The sequence below is a fragment of the Pectobacterium parmentieri genome (genome assembly GCF_001742145.1).
Taxonomy (GTDB): Bacteria; Pseudomonadota; Gammaproteobacteria; order Enterobacterales; family Enterobacteriaceae; genus Pectobacterium; species Pectobacterium parmentieri.
Genome location: NZ_CP015749.1, coordinates 301119 through 321532 on the forward strand (window position 1 = coordinate 301119; position 20414 = coordinate 321532).

Genomic DNA, 20414 nt, shown 5'->3' on the forward strand with positions numbered 1-20414 from the left:
GTGTAAGCCGAAATAAAAGTCTGGAGCAATAACCATGAGCAGCGAACTGTTCGCGCAAATTAATCCCCCTCATCGTTTACTGATGGGGCCGGGGCCGATCAACGCCGATCCGCGCGTATTACGGGCAATGTCCAGCCAATTGGTTGGTCAATATGACCCCGCGATGACCCATTATATGAATCAGGTTATGGCGCTCTATCGTCAACTTTTTCGTACGGAAAACCGCTGGACGATGCTGGTGGACGGCACCTCGCGTGCGGGTATCGAAGCGATCCTGCTGTCGGCGATCCGCCCCGGTGACAAGGTACTGGTACCAGTATTTGGTCGTTTTGGTCATTTGCTGTGTGAGATTGCCCGCCGCTGCCGTGCCGAGGTCCATACCATCGAAGTGCCGTGGGGTGAGGTGTTCTCGCCTGACCAGATCGAAGAAGCGATCAAAGCGGTGCGTCCACGTCTGTTGCTGACGGTGCAGGGCGACACATCGACCACCATGTTGCAACCGCTGGCGGAACTGGGTGAGATTTGCCGTCGCCACGGCGTGCTGTTCTACACCGATGCCACCGCGTCTTTTGGCGGGAATCCTCTGGAAACCGATAAGTGGGGACTGGATGCGGTCTCTGCCGGATTACAGAAGTGTCTGGGCGGGCCGTCTGGCAGCTCACCCATTACGCTCAGCCCGCAGATGGAAGCGGTGATCCGCCGCCGTAAATGCATCGAGCAGGGGATCAGAACCGACGCGCATCAGGACGGCGACGACGAGATGATCTATTCCAACTATTTCGATCTGGGCATGGTGATGGATTACTGGGGGCCGGAGCGCCTGAATCACCACACCGAAGCAACAAGCATGTTGTTTGCCGCACGCGAGTGTGCGCGGGTGATCCTCGAAGAAGGGCTGGATCGCAGCATTGTCCGCCATGCGCTACACGGTAATGCGCTGGTGGCAGGGATTCAGGGAATGGGGCTGGAAACCTTTGGCGATCTCAGCCACAAAATGAATAACGTACTGGGCGTGGAGATTCCCGACGGTGTTCACGGCGAACAGGTGCGTAAGCTGCTGTTGGAAGACTTTGCGATTGAGATCGGCACTTCATTTGGCCCGCTTCAGGGCAAAATCTGGCGTATTGGCACCATGGGTTACAACGCACGTAAAGACTGCGTGATGCAAACGCTGACGGCGCTAGAGGCGGTACTGAATCGTCTTGGCTTCCACACCGTGCAGGGCGAGGCCATGCAGGCCGCCTGGAACAGCTATGCGGTGAGCGAGGAGCGTGCATGAGTGAAATTCTGATGTTGCCCGCTGCTGCACAGGCTGCCGCCGAACAGATTATGTCGCGCTGCGATGCACTGGCTGAAATTAGCGAAACGCCCGGTCAACTGACCCGTGTTTACCTGTCGCTGGAACACCTGCGTGCCAATAGGCTGGTGGGGGAGTGGATGCGCGAAGCCGGGATGAACGTTTGGCAGGATAGCGTTGGCAACATTTGTGGTCGCTATGAAGGATTAACACCGGATGCACCCGCGTTACTGCTCGGCTCGCATCTGGATACGGTACGCAATGCCGGTCGCTATGACGGGATGCTAGGCGTATTAACGGCGATTGAGGTAGTGCGCGCATTTCAGCAGCAGGGAATTCGATTGCCCGTGGCGCTGGAAATTATCGGCTTCGGCGATGAGGAGGGTACGCGTTTTGGCATTACTCTGCTGGGAAGCCGAGGTTTGACGGGCACCTGGCCGGAAAACTGGCTGGCGTGTGAGGATGCAGAAGGCACCAGCGTGGCGCAGGCGTTGACCATTGCAGGGCTGGACCCGCTTGAGGTGGCGCAGGCGGCACGTCCGGTCAGTGACATCGTCGCTTATCTGGAATTGCACATCGAGCAGGGGCCGTGTCTGGAACAGCAGGATCTGGCGCTGGGCGTGGTGACGGCAATCAACGGGGCGCGGCGGCTCAACTGCACGTTTCTCGGTCTGGCGGGGCATGCAGGAACGGTGCCGATGACGCAGCGGCAGGATGCTCTGGCCGCGGCGGCCGACTGGATGGCACAGGCAGAACGGATGACGCGGGAAAGCGATCCTCATCTGGTCGCTACGTTTGGTACGTTGCAATGCTTACCGGGCGCGGCGAATGTCATCCCCGGTGAAGTGAAGATGACGCTGGATATTCGCGGACCGGAGGATGCGACGCTGGATGCGTTGCTGCAAAAACTCCTGACGCTGGCACAGGATATCGCGTACCAGCGCGGCTGCCAGTTCAGCGCCGAAGAGTATTATCGTATTGCGGCAACCCGCTGCGATCCTACGTTACAGTCGGCATTAAATGAGGCGGTGATGCAGGTGCAGGGGAAAACGCTGATGCTACCGAGCGGCGCAGGGCATGACGCTATCGCCATCGCCGAATGCTGGCCAGTGGCGATGCTCTTTGTCCGCTGTCGCAGCGGCATCAGCCACCATCCCGACGAATCCGTTATCACGGCAGATGTGGCACTGGCATTAAGTGCGCTGGGAAATATGATATTAGCGTATAACGATAACAGTGATTTAGTTTCATCTTTCTCATCGAAATAAGCCAATCTGTATTTTGAATGCGGTTTGTGGCATTCGATGCCTTTTCGTTATTTCACCAGGTGAGGCGTAATATTATTTACTAATGTTTTCACTAAATAACCTTGCATATTATCGATCCACTTTAGCTGTGAACCCGCCAGATAATACATTTAGTTATGCCCCGACGTCGTAATTCTGGCGAGCCTGACGATTGCTATCGCTTGTTGCGATAGCAGTGGGAAAGGATACTATTTAATGTTCTTCGCTGAGCACCTCGCGGAGAATAGAGAAAAGATCGTCAATATAGGTAGGGTTCGAAACCAGTATTGGGGCGATAATTAAGGTATCACCAGTGGATTTCAGGTGTAGCCGGCGTTCGAAGAGTTTTTTTTGTAACCGATAACCGCGCTGTCCTGCCTTCTCTGTAGGGTGTAGATCGATACCGCCTAATAGACCAAATCCACGAATATCGCTAATTATCGGCAGCCCTTGTAGTTCAAATAACTTATCAAGAAAATAAGGGCTTAGTTTTTCTCCGTTGGCAAAAACGTTCTCTTCTTGATACAGACGTAAAGTGGTGAGTGCTGCCGCGCAGGCTGCCGGGTGGGCACTCCAGGTGTAACCGTGAAAAAATTCAATTTCCTGTTCGCCCGCGGCGTTAATAATTTGATCGTAAATACGACGATCGACGGCAACAGCGGCCATAGGCTGTGTGCCGTTGGTCAGTGCCTTGGCAAGGGTAATAATGTCTGGGCGGATAGAAAATGTTTGGCTGGCGAATGCCTTGCCGGTTCGCCCGAATCCGCAAATCACTTCATCCATAATCAGCAGAATGTCATAGCGATCGCACAGTAGCCGGATACGTTCAAGATAGCCTTTGGGCGGAACCAATACGCCAGTAGAGCCCGCGATAGGTTCGATCACGCAGGCCGCAATATTTTCAGCGCCATGTAATTCAATCAGGCGTTGCAGATCGTCTGCCAGATAGTCGCCGTGTTCAGGTTGCCCCCGCTGATAACGGTTCTCCTCCAGCCAGGTATGGCGTAGGTGAACAACCTGCGGCCAGCTACCTGCAAACTGTCGACGGTTGTTGGTCAGCCCGCTCAATGCTACACCACCAAAGTTGACGCCGTGATAAGCGCGTTCACGGGATATAAACAACTTACGTGAACTCTGTTTACGGGCCCGTTGGTAGGCAAGTGCGACTTTCAGGGCGCTGTCGATCGCTTCTGAACCGGAATTTACAAAAAATAGGCGATCAAGCTGTGGGGGAAGAATTTTTGCCAACTCGTTCGCGGTTTCAAATGCCAGAGGATGGCTGCGATAAAAGCTGGGACTGTAGTCCAGTGTCATAAATTGCTGATAAACCGCATCGGCAATTTCCTGGCGACGATGACCTAAAGCAGAAGTAAACAAACCGGAGACGCCGTCCAGTATGTGATTCCCTGCGTTGTCCTGATAATAAAACCCTTCAGCTTGAGTAAATAATTTCGGGTCCTGGCGGAAATCCCCGTTTGGTGTAAAGGGAAGCCAGAAGTTGTCATTAATGATATTACGGAGATCTTTCCGTTGTTTGGTCATGGCGAGTTACCTGATAATGTTTGAATATTTAGTTTTTTCGCAGGACTTACGGTGGGGCATTTTTTCGGATTAATACACTGAGTGTTTCCTGATGAGAGTATGTTTCATAAAGTTATTGCTAATGTAAAAGATGATTTTTTTCTTTTTTATTGCTGATTTTTAATATGGTGGAATATAAAATATTTCAGCATGAGTTATTTAGGATGAATACTATATATTTTATTTTTTCTATTATATTTAATTTCTTTTTATTAACTTGTTTTTGCGTTTTATTTAACGTCTCATTAATAATTGTTGCTGTGTAGTGCGTTAGACAAATAATCGATATTTTTATCAATATCTGATATTTCATAACACCGTTAGATAAAGGCTAGGATGCATTATTCCTTCTGACTCTATGGTGTGTTTATGATCGGTTTTTTCCGTTACAGCTTCATTTTCATTGCGTCGCTGGTACTTCCTGCGATGGCCTATTCTGCCGATGTAGTACGGATCGGATATCAAAAGTCGGCGACAACGTTAGTTTTGCTAAAAGAAGAAGGTTCTCTGGAAAATAGGTTACGTTCACAAGGCGTTAAAGTGGAGTGGACACAGTTTCCCGGTGGACCTCAACTGCTGGAAGGGCTGAATATTGGAGCGATTGATTTTGGTTTTACGGGAGAAACACCGCCAGTATTCGCTCAGGCGGCAAATGCTAATTTGGTTTATGTCGCCAATGAACCTGCTTCCCCGACGGCGGAAGCGATCCTGGTTCTTAAGGATTCGCCGCTGAGCTCAGTGGCACAGCTAAAAGGGAAAAAGGTTGCCTTAAATAAAGGCTCTAACGTTCATTACTTATTAGTACGGGCGTTGTTCGAAGCTGGCCTGCAATATAGCGATATCACACCCGTTTATTTACCCCCCGCAGACGCGCGTGCGGCATTTGAAAATGGCAGTGTCGATGCCTGGGTTATCTGGGATCCTTTCAGTGCTGCGGCAGAAAAACAGATCCATGCTCGGGTGCTGCGCGATGGGCGCGGGATTGTTGATAATTACCAGTTTTATCTGGCAAGGCGCGATTTTGCCGACAAACATCCACATATCATCACCGCGCTAATCGAAGAGGTTCGTCTGATTGGCAAGAAAGCCGTCGACTCTCCGGAAGAGGTTGCCCGTCAGATCGCCCCCTTGTTAGGGCTTCCTGCAAATATCGCCCAGCTTGCCGTTGAGAGGCAGGGCTATGATGCACAGTTTATTTCGCCTGAAGCGATTGCCAGCCAGCAGCGTATCGCCGATACCTTTGTTGGCCTGAAATTGATTCCGAAAAAGCTGGATATCAAGCAAGCGGTATGGACTCCACCTCAATGACTCATGGCTCTCTATAGACGCGATTACGGTCGGCTTTGGCACGGATGATCATCTTATGGCAAGGGAAGGCATTACCGATTTTTTTATCGGCACGAGGTGCGTGTTAATCAAGATACTGATCTTGAAATAAATATTATGGGGTACACGAATGAGCCAGAGCGCAACGGTGTTGAGTCCGCAGGAGTCTCGTCTTCTGCAAAACGGTGATGTACCGCGGAATAAAAAGCTGAGTAGAACCGATACGATATTGGAACACATTCAGCAGGGAAGCCCCAGTATTGACGTAGATCGTGCTCGCTATTTCACCGAGTCGATGCGCGTGACTGAAGGGCAAATGCTGATCCTACGCTGGGCTAAGGCGATGTATCATATTGCCGAGAACATTACGGTCTATATCGATGATGAACAACTGATCGTCGGGCGAGCAGGGAAGCAGGGACGTTACGGTATTTTGTATCCTGAGTTGGATGGCGATTTTCTTGATGCTGCTATCAGCCAGCTTCCCCTGCGTCAGGAATCCCCGTTTACTATTGATGAAAGGGACTGCGCCGTAATCCACGATGAGATTTCCCCCTATTGGCAGGGGAAAACTTACCATGAACATTTATCGCAGGCATTGCCGGAAGAAACGTTACGCCTGACCTACGATCCAGCAGATCGCCAGACTTCGCGATTTATCGTCAATGAAACCTCTTCCTTTCGTTCATCCATACAATGGGTGCATGATTATGAAAAGGTCTTACAGCGAGGCTTTAAAGGGATTCGGCAGGACGCAGAGCAACGTCTGGCAGAACTTGATCCGTTTAATCCTGTTGAAAGCATGGAGAAAGCGCCATTTTTACAGGCGATCGTTATCGCCGCCGACGCGATCGTACTGTGGGCTAAACGCCATGCACAGCTAGCCAAGGAATTAGCGGAAAAAGAGCGAGATCCCCAGCGGCAGTTGGAGTTGTTGGATATTGCCGAGCGTTGTGAATGGGTGCCGGAAAACCCAGCGCGGGATTTCCGCGATGCGCTGCAATCGCAGTGGTTTACCCAACTTTTTTCTCGTCTGGAGCAGAAGACCGGTACAATTATTTCTAATGGTCGCATGGATCAATATCTCTTTCCTTACTATCAGCGGGATATTAAACGGGGCGTGCTGGACGATGAACAGGCATTGGAGTGGTTGTCCTGCATGTGGGTTGCGATGGCGCAGTTTGTTGACTTGTATATCTCACCCACTGGCGGTGCTTTTAATGAGGGCTACGCACACTGGGAAGCGGTGACAATCGGTGGGCAGACGTCGGAAGGGATGGATGCCACCAATGCTTTATCCCATCTGTTTCTACGCTCCAAGCGCGAGTTCCCTTTGCATTATCCCGATCTGGCAGCACGTATTCATAATCGAACTCCCGCACATTTTCTCCACGATATTGCGGAGACGATTAAGGAAGGCACAGGCTTTCCAAAATTGATTAATGATGAAGAAGTCGTTCCCTTGTTGTTGTCCAAGGGGGCCGATTTTTCTCAGGCCTATGATTATGCGGTTTCAGGTTGCGCCGAGTGCAGGATGCCAAACCGCGACACCTATACCAGCCCTTGCGCTTACATCAATTTTCCTGCGGCGTTAGAAATGACGCTTTATAACGGTAGGATGCAGCGTCACGGCACGGAATTGCTTGGCTTGGAAACGGGCGATCCACGCGATTTCTCCTCATGGGAGGATTTCTGGCAGGCATATATCAAACAGCATAATAATTTTCTTCGTCATGCTTTTATCCAGCAAAAGATCATTATTGATTTGCGTGCTAAACATTTCGCCTGGCCGCTGGGATCGGCATTACATGATTTGTCTATGGCTGCCTGTAAAGATATTCACCAGCCAGTGATTGAAGGCGGGATTGATTTAGGCTATTTCGAGTTTATGGGCTATGGAACGGTCATTGATTCGCTGGTAGCCATTAAAAAATTGGTTTACGAAGATCAGCGAATCACCATGTCTCAGTTGTTAGAGGCGCTGGAAGATAATTTTACGCATCATCAGGTGTTGCGCGCGCTGCTGGCTAGTGCGCCCAAATATGGTAATAACGACCCTTATGCCGATGCGATTGGTAAGACCCTGGATAAAGTCTGCCTGGATTTTACCCGCAAATATTCAAAAACGCTTGGTGTACACCTTGACCTCAGATTGGTGCCTTTCACTTCCCATGTGCCGTTTGGCAAAGTGGTGCACGCCACACCAAATGGTCGTAAAGCCTGGATGCCGCTGTCCGATGGATCCTCTGCCTCGCAGGGATGTGATGCAAAAGGGCCGACGGCGGTGCTGCTGTCTAATTATCAGACCAAGAATTATCAGTTTAGCGAACGAGCGGCTCGTTTGCTGAATATCAAGTTCACGCCATCGATTGTTGCTGGCGAGGAGGGAACTCGTAAACTGTGCGATTTAATCCGTTCCTGGTGCGACCTGAAATTATGGCATGTGCAGTTTAACGTGATTAACCGAGAAACGCTGCTGGCTGCAAAAGCCGACCCCGAACGTTATCGTGGGTTGATTGTGCGTATCGCGGGTTACAGCGCTTATTTCACCGATCTGTCACCGGATTTACAGGATGATCTGATCGCCCGAACCGGGCATGAAATGTTTTAGGCGGTGAATGTTGAGGGAAAATAACTGCGGTGCTGCTGAATTAAGTGCGATGAATAAATCGCTACTTCATTCCGAAATACTGACGGGCTGGGTATTTAATACCCAGCGTTATTCTCTGCATGACGGTGTGGGTATCCGTACGGTGGTGTTTCTGAAAGGCTGCCCGCTACGTTGTGAGTGGTGCAGCAATCCAGAATCCCAGAGCGGCAAGCCAGAAATCGCTGTTGATGTTCGCAAATGTCTGGGCGGTACGATCTGTGGTTTGTGTGAGTCCCAGTGCCAGACAGCGGCGCTTAGCTATACGCCAACCGGAGAGATATGCCTCGATCGCCACCTCTGTTCCAACTGTTTGACGTGCACGACCCACTGCCCAACGCAGGCTTTGCATGGTTTTGGCGAGCCGATGACGGTGCGCCAGGTTCTGGATATCGTCGAGTCTGATAGTATTTTTTATCGGCGTTCTGGTGGGGGATTAACGCTGAGCGGTGGAGAACCGTTGATGCAGGGGATGTTTGCGCTGGCACTATTGCAGGAAGCCAAAAGAAGGCATATCGGCACGCTATTGGAAACCTGTGGTGATGGACACTGGTCTGATTTATGCCAGATTGCCAATTACACTGACGCCATTTATTTCGACGTGAAGAGTATGAATGACGTGCAGCATCGTCGGTTTACCCGACGTGGCAATCACCGCATCCTGAACAATTTATTACAGTTGCGGCAAGCGTTTCCTCACTTACCTATTCATGTTCGCACACCGTTGATCCCAAGATTTAATGCTAACTGGCATGATATCCAAGCGATTATTGATTTCATTCTGCCACTGTCACAAGTTAGCTACGAAATTTTGCCGTATCACCGTTTAGGCCGAGACAAATATCGCCTGCTGGGGCGAGACTATTTACCAGCGGAACAACTGCTTTGTGATGAGGTGGGTGCCGATATTATTCAGCAAGCCAAAACTCGCTGTGGTGAGCGTTATGGTGCGCCAATGGCATGATGGTGTCGCCGAATATCGCCGCGTTAGCGGCGATCGTCAGGAAAAAGCTTACAGCGTAAACCGATCGGCATCGCGCCACGCAGGAAAGGATTCCCGGTAGCTTTGCAGCGCTTCCAGCGACAGTTCGGCGTCCAGACGGGCGGGCTGATTGGGGGCGGCAGAGGCCAGAATTTCCCCTTGAGCGTTAATAATCAGGCTATCGCCACGGTAGCTGTGGCCGTTGCCGTCAGTGCCGATACGGTTGCAACCTGCAACATAGGCCTGATTCTCAATGGCACGTGCCGCCAGCAGCGTCTGCCAGTGTGCCGCGCGTGGAGCGGGCCAGTTGGCAACATATAGTGCCAGATCGTAGTCTTGCCGGTTGCGCGACCATACTGGGAAACGCAGGTCGTAGCAGATCATCGGGCAGATGCGCCAGCCGCGCCACTCAAGGGTGAGCCGCTCCGTACCCGCCTGATAGTGCTGGTGTTCATCCGCCATGCGGAACAGATGGCGTTTATCGTAGTGATGCACCACGCCATGCGGATCGACCAGCAGGAACCGGTTCACCGCACCTTTCGACGTATTTACCGCCACGCTGCCACCGATCAGCGCATTGGTCTTTTTCGCCCATTGGCGCAGCCACGCCTCGACGACTGATTGCTCCAGACTGCCTCTGGCGGCTTCCATCGCAAAACCGGTGGTGAACATTTCCGGTAGCACAATGACATCACGCCCGCTCATCTCCTCCAATAAGGCATCGAAGTGGCGCAGGTTGGCTTCTCCATTGCGCCAGACTAATGGCTGTTGCAGCAATGAAATCTTTAAAGTTGACATAAACGCTCCGCAGCGGCATCCAACGTTGCTTCCTGTTTAGCAAAGCATAGCCGAATCAACGTATGTGGGAACGGATCGGCGCAAAAGACTGACAGCGGAATGGCCGCGACGCCAACGTGCTCGGTCAGCCAGCGGCAGAAGCTGACATCGTCCAGAGCTGAAATCGCCCGATAGTCCGCCAGCAGGAAGTAGGTGCCCTCGCAGGGCAGAATTTCAAAACGGCTGCCTGCAAGCGCATTGATGAAGCGATCGCGACGTGCGCGGTAAAAATCGGGCAGTTCGCGCCAGTGTTGCGGTTGTTCACGCAGCATATCGGCAATCGCGAACTGCGCGGGCGTGTTCACGGAGAACGTCAGATATTGGTGAACCTTACGGACTTCCGCGCTTAAGGCGGCTGGTGCGACGCAATAACCGACTTTCCAGCCGGTCATGTGGAACGTTTTACCGAACGAGGAAACGGCAATTGCGCGTTGGCGCAGTGAGGGATGGGCCAGCACGCTGGCGTGCCCGCCGCTGTCGAAACAGATGTGCTCGTAGACTTCATCACTCAGCACGAAAATGTCACGTGCGGCAATCGCCTGCCACAACTGCTCAAAATCGTTTTTCTGCCACACGGTGGCGGACGGGTTGTGCGGCGTATTCAGGATGACCAGCCGTGTGCGAGCGCTCAGCAAGTCGGCAAAATGTGACCAGTCCACGCGAAACGCCGGCGGCTGCAAGGCGATGCGTTTGAGTACGCCACCAGCCAATGTGACAGCCGGCGCATAGCTGTCATAGCTGGGATCGAAACAAATCACTTCGTCACCGGGGCGAACCAGTGCGGCAATAGCGGCAAACAGCGCTTCAGTTGCCCCTGCGGTGACGGTCACTTCGCTATCGGCATCCGGTCGCCAGCCGTACAGTTCTTCCGTTTTTTCGGCAATTGCCTGACGCAACGGTGCAACGCCGGTCATCGGTGCGTATTGGTTTGCGCCCTGACTGACGTGATACGCCAGCCGCTGTTGTAAATACGCCGGGCCGTCAAAATCAGGGAAACCTTGTGATAGATTGATGGCCTGATGCTGTTGGGCCAGTGCGCTCATCTGGGTAAAAATGGTGGTGCCCAGCGAAGGCAGTTTACTGTCGGGGATCAGAGCGGCGCTCATAGCGATAGGACTCCTGCAAGCCTGTATTGCTTGGTAATATAACATGCTGTTAGTATTTGGCAATCAAGACGCTTGGACGTTTAAACGGCTAAATTCCTTTGCGTACTAAGACATAGAGAAAAAATCTAAACGTTGCAACTGCATGCTTTGAAACAGAAAAACCAAAACGGGAAGCCTCATGACTGAAAATCAACAATTGACGGCGCTGCTTGCGGCCTGCCACTGGATAGGTGAGAAGGGCTGGTGTCCCGCGACGGGTGGCAATATGTCCGTGCGGCTTGATGACGCGCAGTGCCTGATTACCGAATCGGGTAAAGATAAAGGCAGCCTTCAGGCAGAGGATTTCCTGCTGGTGGAGATTGCTACAAACCATGTGCCGAGCGGCCGCACGCCATCGGCGGAAACGGGGCTGCATACGCTGCTGTACCGTCGTGAGCTAACCATTGGTGCGGTGCTGCATACCCACTCGGTGAATGCGACGGTGCTGTCTCGGGTAGAGAAGGGCGCTGAACTGGTGCTGCACGGCTACGAAATGCAAAAATCGCTGGCGGGGCAAACCACGCATTTGGATCGTGTGGCGATCCCGATTTTCGATAACGATCAGGATATTCCGGCGCTGGCGCAGCGGGTAACCGAATACGCCAGCCACACGCCGCTGCGCTACGGCTTTCTGGTACGCGGCCACGGTCTTTACTGCTGGGGCGCAACAGTGAAAGAAGCGCGCCGTCATCTGGAAGGGTTAGAGTTCCTGTTTCAGTGCGAATTGCAGCGCCGACTGCTGGAGGCGAAAGCATGATTAACGCAATTGTGACAGATATTGAAGGCACCACCAGCGACATCCGTTTTGTTCACCGCGTGCTGTTTCCCTATGCCCGTGCGCGGCTGGCTGACACGGTGCGACAGCATGGTAACTATTCTGAGATCGCGCAGGCGCTGAACGCCTTACGTCAGGAATTGGCTCAGCCTGATGCGGATAGCGAGACGTTGATTACCGCCCTGAATCAGTTTATGGATGAAGATCGTAAATCTACGGCGCTGAAGCAGCTACAAGGCATTATCTGGCGCGCGGGCTATCTTAATGGTGATTTTCAGGGGCATCTGTACCCTGAAGTGGCAGAACAGCTTGCGGCATGGCAGCAGCAAGGTCTTCGCCTGTATGTTTACTCATCAGGCTCGGTGGAAGCGCAGCAACTGCTGTTCGGTTACAGCAATGCGGGTGACTTGCGACCGCTGTTTAGCGACTATTTTGATACTCGCGTCGGTGCGAAGCGAGAGACGGATTCTTATCGCACCATTGCGCACGCCATCGGACTGCCTGCTGAGCAACTGTTGTTCCTATCGGATATTCGTCAGGAGTTGGATGCTGCGCAGGAAGCCGGTTGGCACACCTGCCAGCTTATTCGCGATGATGCGGATAGTGTAAGCCGTCACCGTCAGGTGGCACGTTTTGACCAGATCGACTTACCGGAGTATGCCAAATGAGTGGATTAACCATTTTTAGCGACAGCGATGCAAGCCAGCCGATTTGGCAAAGTCAGGATGCCGACGCGGTTAAGAAACAACTGAATGATATCGGTGTACGTTTTGAGCGTTGGGAAGCCAGCCAGAAGCTGAGTGATGCGCCATCGTCCGAGGAAGTGTTGGCGGTGTATCAGCATGAAATCGATAAGCTGGTGGCAGAAAAAGGCTATCAAAGCTGGGATGTGATCAGCATGCGTTCGGACAATCCGCAGCGTGCGGAACTGCGGACCAAATTTTTATCCGAGCATGTCCACCACGAAGATGAAGTGCGCTTTTTTGTGGAAGGCGCAGGGTTGTTTTGCCTGCATCTGAACGGCAGGGTTTACCAGATCCTGTGTGAGAAGAATGATCTGCTATCTGTACCCGCAGGCACGGCGCACTGGTTTGATATGGGACCGGAGCCGCACTTTACCGCAATCCGCCTGTTCGATAACCCGGAAGGCTGGATCGCCCATTTTACCGGCGACAAGATCGCCGATGTGTATCCGAAGTTGGAGCGCTAATACGTGGGCGTTTGACCCTTGCGAACGCACCAGCAATATGAAGTATGGTGGGGACAGGAGATACACTGTCCCCAGATGATGAGGTTGTTTTTTAATTTGCTGTCTAATTGATTTAAATTGAAATTATTTTATTGTTAATCAATGCGTTTGCTTGTTTTTAGGCCTTTTTTTGTTCTATTGCCCTTCTGATCGTTTTGCTATCCTTTACCCGTACTTTCTTTCTCAAAAGGAATATCGCCAAGGATGTCACAGGGAACGTTTTCATTATTCTGCCTGCTGTCTCAGCCCCGCGACCAACTTGCTTTCTACCGTGTGAACACGCCGAGTCTCTGCTCAACCTAAATTTTCTGCGCTTCTCTCCTGCGTGGCGTTTTTATCAATGTGGTGTCGTTATCAAAGTGGATTGTGGTGTGGGTAGACGCAGACCACAACTCAAGTATTTGATGTTAATTAGGATTACAACATGCCGCTCTGGGGAGTTCCGGGGCGTGCGGTAGCCATGGCTACCGTGAAAGAGAAGGAGAGGATAGGTGGCCAACAGTACAGGATTACAGTTCACCGTAAAGGTCGGCGCATTGGCGGCCGGCACCTTTGCGGTGGTGGATTTTCAGCTCGGCGAGGCGCTTAACCAGCCTTTCAGCCTGTCGCTGAGCTTGGCGAGCGCGTTACCTGATGTGGATTTTGGCGCGGTACTGGATCAGCCGTGCGAGCTGATGATTTGGTATGAGGGTGAACTAAAGCGTCGGGTCAGCGGGATTATCAGTGGCTTCACGCAGGGAGACACCGGTTTTCGCCGCACCCGCTATCGAGCGGAAGTGCGTCCGGCGCTGTGGCGGCTGGGCTTACGCACCAACGCCCGCATCTTTCAGGCGCAGAAACCAGACGCGATTATCGGCACCCTGCTGGAAGAAGCCGGGATTAGGGCAGTGTAACGATGAGCCTTTTATCAGTGAGTCACTATATTTTCTTAATGGTATATCACAGGTATTTAGCCTGCCTTCCAGAGACGTGCTTCGTTCAGAAATTGTGATTTATCCGGCGTTTAGTTGGAATATCGATGTTGCTATTGGCACTGATGGGAAGGCTACCGAGTTTACTGAGCGACAGAAAAGGAAATAGGCTCAAGAGGAAAATATTGCCAATGGGAGTCCGCAGCGTGGCGCTCGAGGATGGACGAGGCGCCCTAACTATGAAATAAGCCACTCTCTTGACATTGGCGGAACGTTTTCATACACGTTAGGCAGCGGTGAGCCAGAGAAGAAATATCAATCTTCAATGAAAAAAGATTTTAAGAAAAAAGGCAATACGCTTTCCTTTTTGAATAAATCAGTAAAAGCAATCGATTTTATTAGCAAGGCGCTGTCTACGGCCGAAGGCGAGAATGACAAAATCAGGTTGCTGGAAACAGACATCACCTATCCGGCAGTAGAGATTAGCGCCAAGGGTGAATTAAAAGAAGATAGTCAATCGGGCGCTGTATATATTGAAAGAGAATTGTCGCTCCGGTTAGCCCCGCTGATCGGGATAACAATGACACTGGATCTGCTTCAGGTATTTGCTGCCTGGTATCGGGCGGATGTGTTATTAGCGGCCGTTCGTGAAAAACTGCTGTCTCAGCAACAGGCCTACGAGGAAGGTGGTAACGCTGCGTATTTCTGGACCAAATTTTGGCTCGTTGCGGATGGGGATCTCAACTTCTCACTGGTATTTAAATCAGACGCCAAAAATGAGTGGGAATGGCAGAAAGACGAATCGGTAGAAGCCACACTAACACTGACCATGGAAGCCAATATCCGTGCCGGTGTGCGTTTTTATATTGCCGAGGGAGCACTGGAAATTGGCGGGAAAGCCATCGCAAAAGGATGCCTGGGGCTATATGCGCCGACAAAAGATCAACTGGATTTGGTGCTTTACCACGAAGGCATCACGGCGAAGGTTTATGTGAATTATACAGTGGGGGTTTCTTCTAGCTCGAAGGGGGCGGGGAATGATGGTGCTGATATGTCGGATAGAAATTCAACTAATAAAACCTCTGGCCAAAATAAACAGGCTGAAAAGGAGTGGGTAATTCATGATAAATTGGAAAAATATGAATCTAAACATCGGTTTAATATTATTTAATGTGTGTTTTTTCTTTTGCCTATTAGTGACATATCCAGTTAGGGCTGATGAAATGAGTAGTGAAAAATATATTTTCTCTTTTAAAACTTATAAAAGCACTTGCCTTCTTCGGGTAAATGATTTCCCTGCTATTGATAATACAGAAATGGATTCTGTAGCTATATCGGCAGGATTTAACCTGACGGCATTTTTAGAAAATGGAAATAATGATATTGAATTACTAATGGGGCCACTGGATCATAAAGATTCTAAGACTCTGTATCCTGATTCATCCTGTCAGGTGATTGTTACTAAGGATACGGAGACAACCAGTACCGAAATCGCCAACTTTAAATTAAGCGTGAATGAAAAAGGTGAAATTACAGCGAATAATTCTGCCACGGCAGCCAATAGTTCGACAGTGTTTGAAGGCTATACCAAAAATGAAAAAGACTATGGCTTCTATAAAGTCAGAGGCCGTCTGAAGGCCGCTAGTTTGCCCCGTTGGTCGTGGGTCAATGCCACTCCGGTGACAGAAAACGACCTGAAAAAAATTAAAATAGCCTATACTGATATCTGGATGATGATGAAAGATCGTGATATTGAAGGCCTGAAAAAAGTTACACAGATCTCGAATCAGGAGATGGCCTTCGCGGAAGGATCTAATACAGGGATGATGTTTATTTCTACCGATTTCCCGCAGCATGTGATTGATAAAAAACTTACTCCTCTTCCAATTGATTGGAGTAAATATAAAATAATCAAGTATCGTGATGGGCGATTATTTCGTTTAGGCGTGGGTTTTTTCCAAAACTCGCCATTAAGATTTATAAATGAGGAAGGGAAGATTGTTTTTGCTTACAGGCCTTATTTCTCAATAATAGATGGTAAAGTGACTTTGGTAAGGTAATTTAGATTAATTATGTTGGAGTAAAACATTTACTCCAACGTGTTAATACACCTCATGAAAGAATGTTAATGCTATTAGATGAAATAAAAACATAAACTAATTTTAATTATGTGTTAATGGATTGATTAACAGGGAGACTTACCGTGATTTTTAGTAGAGCGTCTTATAATCTACCTCTATTTTTATTGAAGATGGCAACGTTTTTGCTGTTAGCATTAGTTTTTCCAGCCAAGGCTGACGAAATGAGTAGTGAAAAGTATCTTTTTTCTTTTAAAACCTATAAAAGTACCTGTATTTTACGGGTCAACGATCTACCAGCAGTTGATAATACAACAATTGACTCTGGTACCATATCTGCAGGGTTTAACCTGACGGCATTTTTAGAAAATGGAAAAAATGATATCGAGTTGTTGATGGCTCCACAGTACCATGAAGATCCTGAAACTCTGTATCCAGACTCATCCTGTCAGGTGATTGTTACTAAGGATACGGAGACAACCAGTACTGAAGTCGCCAACTTTAAATTAACTGTGAATGAAAAAGGTGAAATTACAGCGAGTGATTCTGCCACGACAGCTAATAGTTCAAAGATATTCGAAGGCTATACCAAAAATGAAAAAGACTATGGATTTTATAAAGTCAGAGGTCGTCTGAAAGCCACTGGTTTGCCTCGCTGGTCGTGGGTCAATGCCACTCCGGTTACGGAAAATGATTTGCAAAAGATCAAGGTGGCCTATACGGACATCTGGATGATGATGAAAGATCGTGATATTGAAGGCCTGAAAAAAGTCACACAGATCTCGAATCAGGAGATGGCCTTTGCGGAAGGCTCTAATACGGGGATGATGTTTATTTCTACCGATTTTCCGCAGCATGTGATTGATAAGCAGCTTACACCGGTTCCTATTGAATGGGATAAATACAAGATCATTAGATACCGCGATGGGCGACTTTTTCGCCTTGCAATTGGATTCTTCCAGAATTCACCACTGAAATTCAAAAATTCTAACGGTGATGTTGTTTTTACTTATAACCCTTATTTCTCAATAATAGATGGTAAGGTGACGCTGGTGAGGTAATATAGGGTAATTATGTTGGAGTAAAAAACATTTACTCCAACGTGTTAATACAGCCCATAAAAAATGGGATGCTATTAGATGAAATAATAAAAATAAACTAATTTTCATTATGTGTTAATGGGTTAATTAACAGGGGGACTTACCGTGATTTTTAGTAGAGCGTCTTATAATCTACCTCTATTCTTATTGAAGATGGCAGCGTTTTTACTGTTAGTGTTAGTTTTTCCGGCCAAGGCTGAAGAAGAGATAAAAGAAAAATATCTGTTTTCTTTTAAAACCTATAAAAGCAACTGTATTTTACGGGTCAACGATCTTCCCGCGGCTGATAATGCCTTGGTTTATTCCAAAACAATGTCGGCGGGGTTTAATTTGACGGCGTTTTTAGAAAATGGAAACAATGATATTGAGCTTCTGATGGGGCCACAGAATCATAAAGATCCCAAAACCCTGTATCCAGACTCATCCTGCCAGGTGATTGTTACTAAAGATACGGAGACAACCAGTACCGAAATCGCCAACTTTAAATTAACTGTGAATGAAAAAGGTGAAATTACAGCGAGTGATTCTGCCACGGCAGCCAATAGTTCGACAGTGTTTGAAGGCTATACCAAAAATGAAAAAGACTATGGCTTCTATAAAGTCAGAGGGAGTCTGAAGGCTGCTGGTTTACCACGTTGGTCGTGGGTCAATGCCACCCCGGTGACAGAAAATGACCTGCAAAAAATTAAAGTAGCCTATACCGATATCTGGATGATGATGAAAGATCGTGATATTGAAGGCCTGAAGAAAATCACACAGATATCGAATCAGGAAATGGCTTTTGCGGAAGGATCCAATACGGGGATGATGTTTATTTCTACCGATTTTCCACAGCACGTCATCGATAAACAATTCACCCCCGCTCCGATTGAGTGGAATGATTATAAATTGAGAACATATCGAGGTGGACGTCTTTTCCGATTGGGGGTAGGATTTTTTCAAATATCCCCATTACAATTCAATGATTTTCATGGGGAAGCCGTCTTCAGTTACAATCCTTATTTCTCAATAATAGATGGCAAGGTGACGCTGGTGAGATAATATAGGTTAGGTATATTGGAGTAAAAAGATTTACTCCAACGTGTTAATACACCTCATGAAAGAATGTTAATGCTATTAGATGAAATAAAAACATAAACTAATTTTAATTATGTGTTAATGGATTGATTAACAGAGGGACTTACCGTGATTTTTAGTAGAGCATCTTATAATCTATCTCTATTTTTATTGAAGATGGCAACGTTTTTACTGTTAGTGTTAGTTTTTCCGGCTAAGGCTGAAGAAGAGATAAAAGAAAAATATCTGATTTCCTTTAAAACCTATAAAAGCACTTGCCTTCTAAGGATCAACGATCTTCCGGCTGGTGACAATACAACTATTCCTTCTAAAACTATGTCGGCGGGATTTAATCTGACGGCATTTTTAGAAAATGGAAACAATGATATCGAACTGCTGATGGGGCCGCTGAATCATAAAGATCCCAAAACGCTGTTTCCTGATTCATCTTGTCAGGTGATAGTCACTAAGGATACGGAGACAACCAGTACCGAAATCGCCAACTTTAAATTAAGTGTGAATGAAAAAGGTGAGATTACAGCGAGTAATTCTGCCACGACAACCAATAGTTCGACAGTGTTTGAAGGCTATACCAAAAATGAAAAAGACTATGGCTTCTATAAAGTCAGAGGTCGTCTGAAGGCCGCTGGTTTGCCTCGCTGGTCGTGGGTCAATGCCACCCCGGTGACAGAAAATGACCTGCAAAAAATCAAGGTGGCCTATACGGATATCTGGATGATGATGAAAGATCGTGATATTGAAGGCCTGAAAAAAGTCACACAGCTCTCGAATCAGGAGATGGCCTTTGCGGAACGCTCTAATACAGGGATGATGTTTATTTCTACCGATTTCCCGCAGCATGTGATTGATAAACAATTTACACCTGCCCCGATTGAATGGGGTAAATACAAAATTATTAGATACCGCGATGGGCGACTTTTTCGCCTTGGATTCGGATTTTTTCAGAATTCACCCCTGAAGTTTCAAAACTCTAATGGTGATGGTGTATTCACTTACAATCCTTACTTTTCGATAATAGATGGTAAGGTGACGCTGGTGAGGTAATATAGGGTAACTATGTTGGAGTAAAAAACATTTACTCCAACGTGTTAATACACCCCATAAAAAATGGGGTGTATTAGATGAAATAATAAAAATAAACTAATTTTAATTATGTGTTAATGGGTTGATTAACAGGGAGACTTACCGTGATTTTTAGTAGAGCGTCTTATAATCTACCTCTATTTTTATTGAAGATGGCAACGTTTTTGCTGTTAGCATTAGTTTTTCCAGCCAAGGCTGATGAGATGAGTAGTGATAAATATATTTATTCTTTTAAAACCTATAAAAGCACCTGTATTTTACGGGTCAACGATCTGCCTGCGATTGATAATACAAAAATTGATTCTGGTACCATATCGGCAGGATTTAACCTGACGGCATTTTTGGAGAATGGAAACAATGATATCGAGTTGTTGATGGCTCCTCAGTACCATGACGATCCTAAAACTTTGTTTCCAGACTCATCCTGTCAGGTGATAGTCACTAAGGATACGGAGACAACCAGTACCGAAATTGCCAAATTTAAATTAAGCGTAAATGAAAAAGGTGAAATTACGGCGAGTGACTCTGCCACGACAGACAATAGTTCGACAGTGTTTGAAGGCTATACCAAAAATGAAAAAGACTATGGATTTTATAAAGTCAGAGGTCGTTTTAAGGCCGCTAGTTTGCCCCGTTGGTCGTGGGTCAATGCCACCCCGGTGACAGAAAACGACCTGCAAAAAATTAAAATAGCCTATACCGATATCTGGATGATGATGAAAGATCGTGATATTGAAGGCCTGAAAAAAGTTACACAGATCTCGAATCAGGAGATGGCCTTCGCGGAAGGATCTAATACAGGGGTGATGTTTATTTCTACCGATTTCCCGCAGCATGTGATTGATAAAAAACTTACCCCTCTTCCAATTGATTGGAGTAAATATAAAATAATCAAGTATCGTGATGGGCGATTATTTCGTTTAGGCGTGGGTTTTTTCCAAAACTCGCCATTAAGATTTATAAATGAGGAAGGGAAGATTGCTTTTGCTTACAGGCCTTATTTCTCAATAATAGATGGTAAAGTGACTTTGGTAAGGTAA

The 20414-nt window shown here is 48.1% G+C and carries 17 protein-coding genes and 1 pseudogene; 15 read left to right on the forward strand and 3 right to left on the reverse strand.

From position 1 onward, the window contains the following. Positions 1 to 34: 34 nt before the first annotated feature. Positions 35 to 1279, forward strand: coding sequence for a pyridoxal-phosphate-dependent aminotransferase family protein (locus A8F97_RS01300; protein WP_014701137.1), 1245 nt, complete (start codon positions 35 to 37; stop codon positions 1277 to 1279). After that, positions 1276 to 2565, forward strand: coding sequence for an allantoate amidohydrolase (gene hpxK / locus A8F97_RS01305; RefSeq protein ID WP_033071895.1), 1290 nt, complete (start codon positions 1276 to 1278; stop codon positions 2563 to 2565). The genes A8F97_RS01300 and hpxK overlap by 4 nt, the downstream gene beginning before the upstream one ends. Positions 2566 to 2796: 231 nt before the next feature. Here the strand turns inward: hpxK and aptA are convergent, their stop codons facing one another. Next, the gene (gene aptA, locus A8F97_RS01310) at positions 2797 to 4125 is read right to left on the reverse strand and encodes an omega-aminotransferase AptA (RefSeq protein ID WP_033071894.1); all 1329 of its coding nucleotides are present in this window, start codon (positions 4123 to 4125) and stop codon (positions 2797 to 2799) included. Positions 4126 to 4533: 408 nt separating this feature from the next. On the opposite strand from aptA, the gene A8F97_RS01315 reads away from it, so the two are divergent. The 3 genes from A8F97_RS01315 to A8F97_RS01325 all read left to right on the forward strand — a co-directional run bounded on the left by A8F97_RS01315 (position 4534) and on the right by A8F97_RS01325 (position 9101). Next, positions 4534 to 5472, forward strand: a complete 939-nt coding sequence (locus tag A8F97_RS01315; protein ID WP_033071893.1) for a sulfonate ABC transporter substrate-binding protein — start codon at positions 4534 to 4536, stop codon at positions 5470 to 5472. Positions 5473 to 5620: 148 nt separating this feature from the next. Beyond that, a complete protein-coding gene (gene hpsG / locus A8F97_RS01320; RefSeq protein WP_015731066.1) occupies positions 5621 to 8101 on the forward strand; it encodes a (2S)-3-sulfopropanediol dehydratase in 2481 nt (826 codons plus the stop codon). A gap of 7 nt (positions 8102 to 8108) precedes the next feature. Beyond that, positions 8109 to 9101 carry a glycyl-radical enzyme activating protein gene (locus A8F97_RS01325; RefSeq protein ID WP_033071892.1) on the forward strand — a complete coding sequence of 331 codons (993 nt, stop codon included), beginning with the start codon at positions 8109 to 8111 and terminating at the stop codon, positions 9099 to 9101. A gap of 48 nt (positions 9102 to 9149) precedes the next feature. On the opposite strand, the gene A8F97_RS01330 is transcribed toward A8F97_RS01325, so the two are convergent. Both A8F97_RS01330 and A8F97_RS01335 read right to left on the reverse strand, forming a co-directional pair. Further along, entirely contained in the window at positions 9150 to 9917 is a 768-nt protein-coding gene (locus tag A8F97_RS01330; RefSeq protein ID WP_033071891.1) for an amidohydrolase, read from the reverse strand. After that, positions 9905 to 11062 (reverse strand): pyridoxal phosphate-dependent aminotransferase, encoded by a 1158-nt coding sequence (locus tag A8F97_RS01335; protein WP_014701130.1) that lies wholly within the window; start codon positions 11060 to 11062, stop codon positions 9905 to 9907. The genes A8F97_RS01330 and A8F97_RS01335 overlap by 13 nt, the downstream gene beginning before the upstream one ends. 178 nt (positions 11063 to 11240) lie before the next feature. Between A8F97_RS01335 and A8F97_RS01340 the strand changes: the two genes are divergently transcribed. The 10 genes and pseudogenes from A8F97_RS01340 (at position 11241) to A8F97_RS01380 (ending at position 20414) form a co-directional block, all read left to right on the forward strand. Beyond that, a complete protein-coding gene (locus tag A8F97_RS01340) occupies positions 11241 to 11858 on the forward strand; it encodes a methylthioribulose 1-phosphate dehydratase (RefSeq protein ID WP_015731063.1) in 618 nt (205 codons plus the stop codon). Further along, the gene (gene mtnC / locus A8F97_RS01345; protein WP_033071890.1) at positions 11855 to 12544 is read left to right on the forward strand and encodes an acireductone synthase; all 690 of its coding nucleotides are present in this window, start codon (positions 11855 to 11857) and stop codon (positions 12542 to 12544) included. Before A8F97_RS01340 ends, mtnC begins: the two co-directional genes overlap by 4 nt. Beyond that, a complete protein-coding gene (locus A8F97_RS01350) occupies positions 12541 to 13086 on the forward strand; it encodes a 1,2-dihydroxy-3-keto-5-methylthiopentene dioxygenase (protein ID WP_014701127.1) in 546 nt (181 codons plus the stop codon). Before mtnC ends, A8F97_RS01350 begins: the two co-directional genes overlap by 4 nt. A gap of 530 nt (positions 13087 to 13616) precedes the next feature. Continuing rightward, positions 13617 to 14006: pseudogene (locus A8F97_RS22865) on the forward strand (contractile injection system protein, VgrG/Pvc8 family); the annotation flags it as partial. A 355-nt stretch (positions 14007 to 14361) separates the two neighbouring features. Beyond that, on the forward strand, positions 14362 to 15207 hold the full coding sequence (locus A8F97_RS01355; protein ID WP_227001577.1) for a hypothetical protein: 846 nt from the start codon (positions 14362 to 14364) through the stop codon (positions 15205 to 15207). Further along, positions 15158 to 16096, forward strand: a complete 939-nt coding sequence (locus A8F97_RS01360) for an IdsF (RefSeq protein WP_099092829.1) — start codon at positions 15158 to 15160, stop codon at positions 16094 to 16096. Before A8F97_RS01355 ends, A8F97_RS01360 begins: the two co-directional genes overlap by 50 nt. 143 nt (positions 16097 to 16239) lie before the next feature. After that, complete coding sequence (locus A8F97_RS01365; RefSeq protein ID WP_083255948.1) at positions 16240 to 17175, forward strand: IdsF; 936 nt, start codon at positions 16240 to 16242, stop codon at positions 17173 to 17175. Between the two features lie 144 nt (positions 17176 to 17319). After that, the gene (locus A8F97_RS01370) at positions 17320 to 18255 is read left to right on the forward strand and encodes an IdsF (RefSeq protein WP_069704163.1); all 936 of its coding nucleotides are present in this window, start codon (positions 17320 to 17322) and stop codon (positions 18253 to 18255) included. Positions 18256 to 18399: 144 nt separating this feature from the next. Beyond that, the gene (locus A8F97_RS01375) at positions 18400 to 19335 is read left to right on the forward strand and encodes an IdsF (RefSeq protein ID WP_083255949.1); all 936 of its coding nucleotides are present in this window, start codon (positions 18400 to 18402) and stop codon (positions 19333 to 19335) included. Between the two features lie 143 nt (positions 19336 to 19478). Beyond that, positions 19479 to 20414 (forward strand): IdsF, encoded by a 936-nt coding sequence (locus tag A8F97_RS01380; protein WP_083255950.1) that lies wholly within the window; start codon positions 19479 to 19481, stop codon positions 20412 to 20414.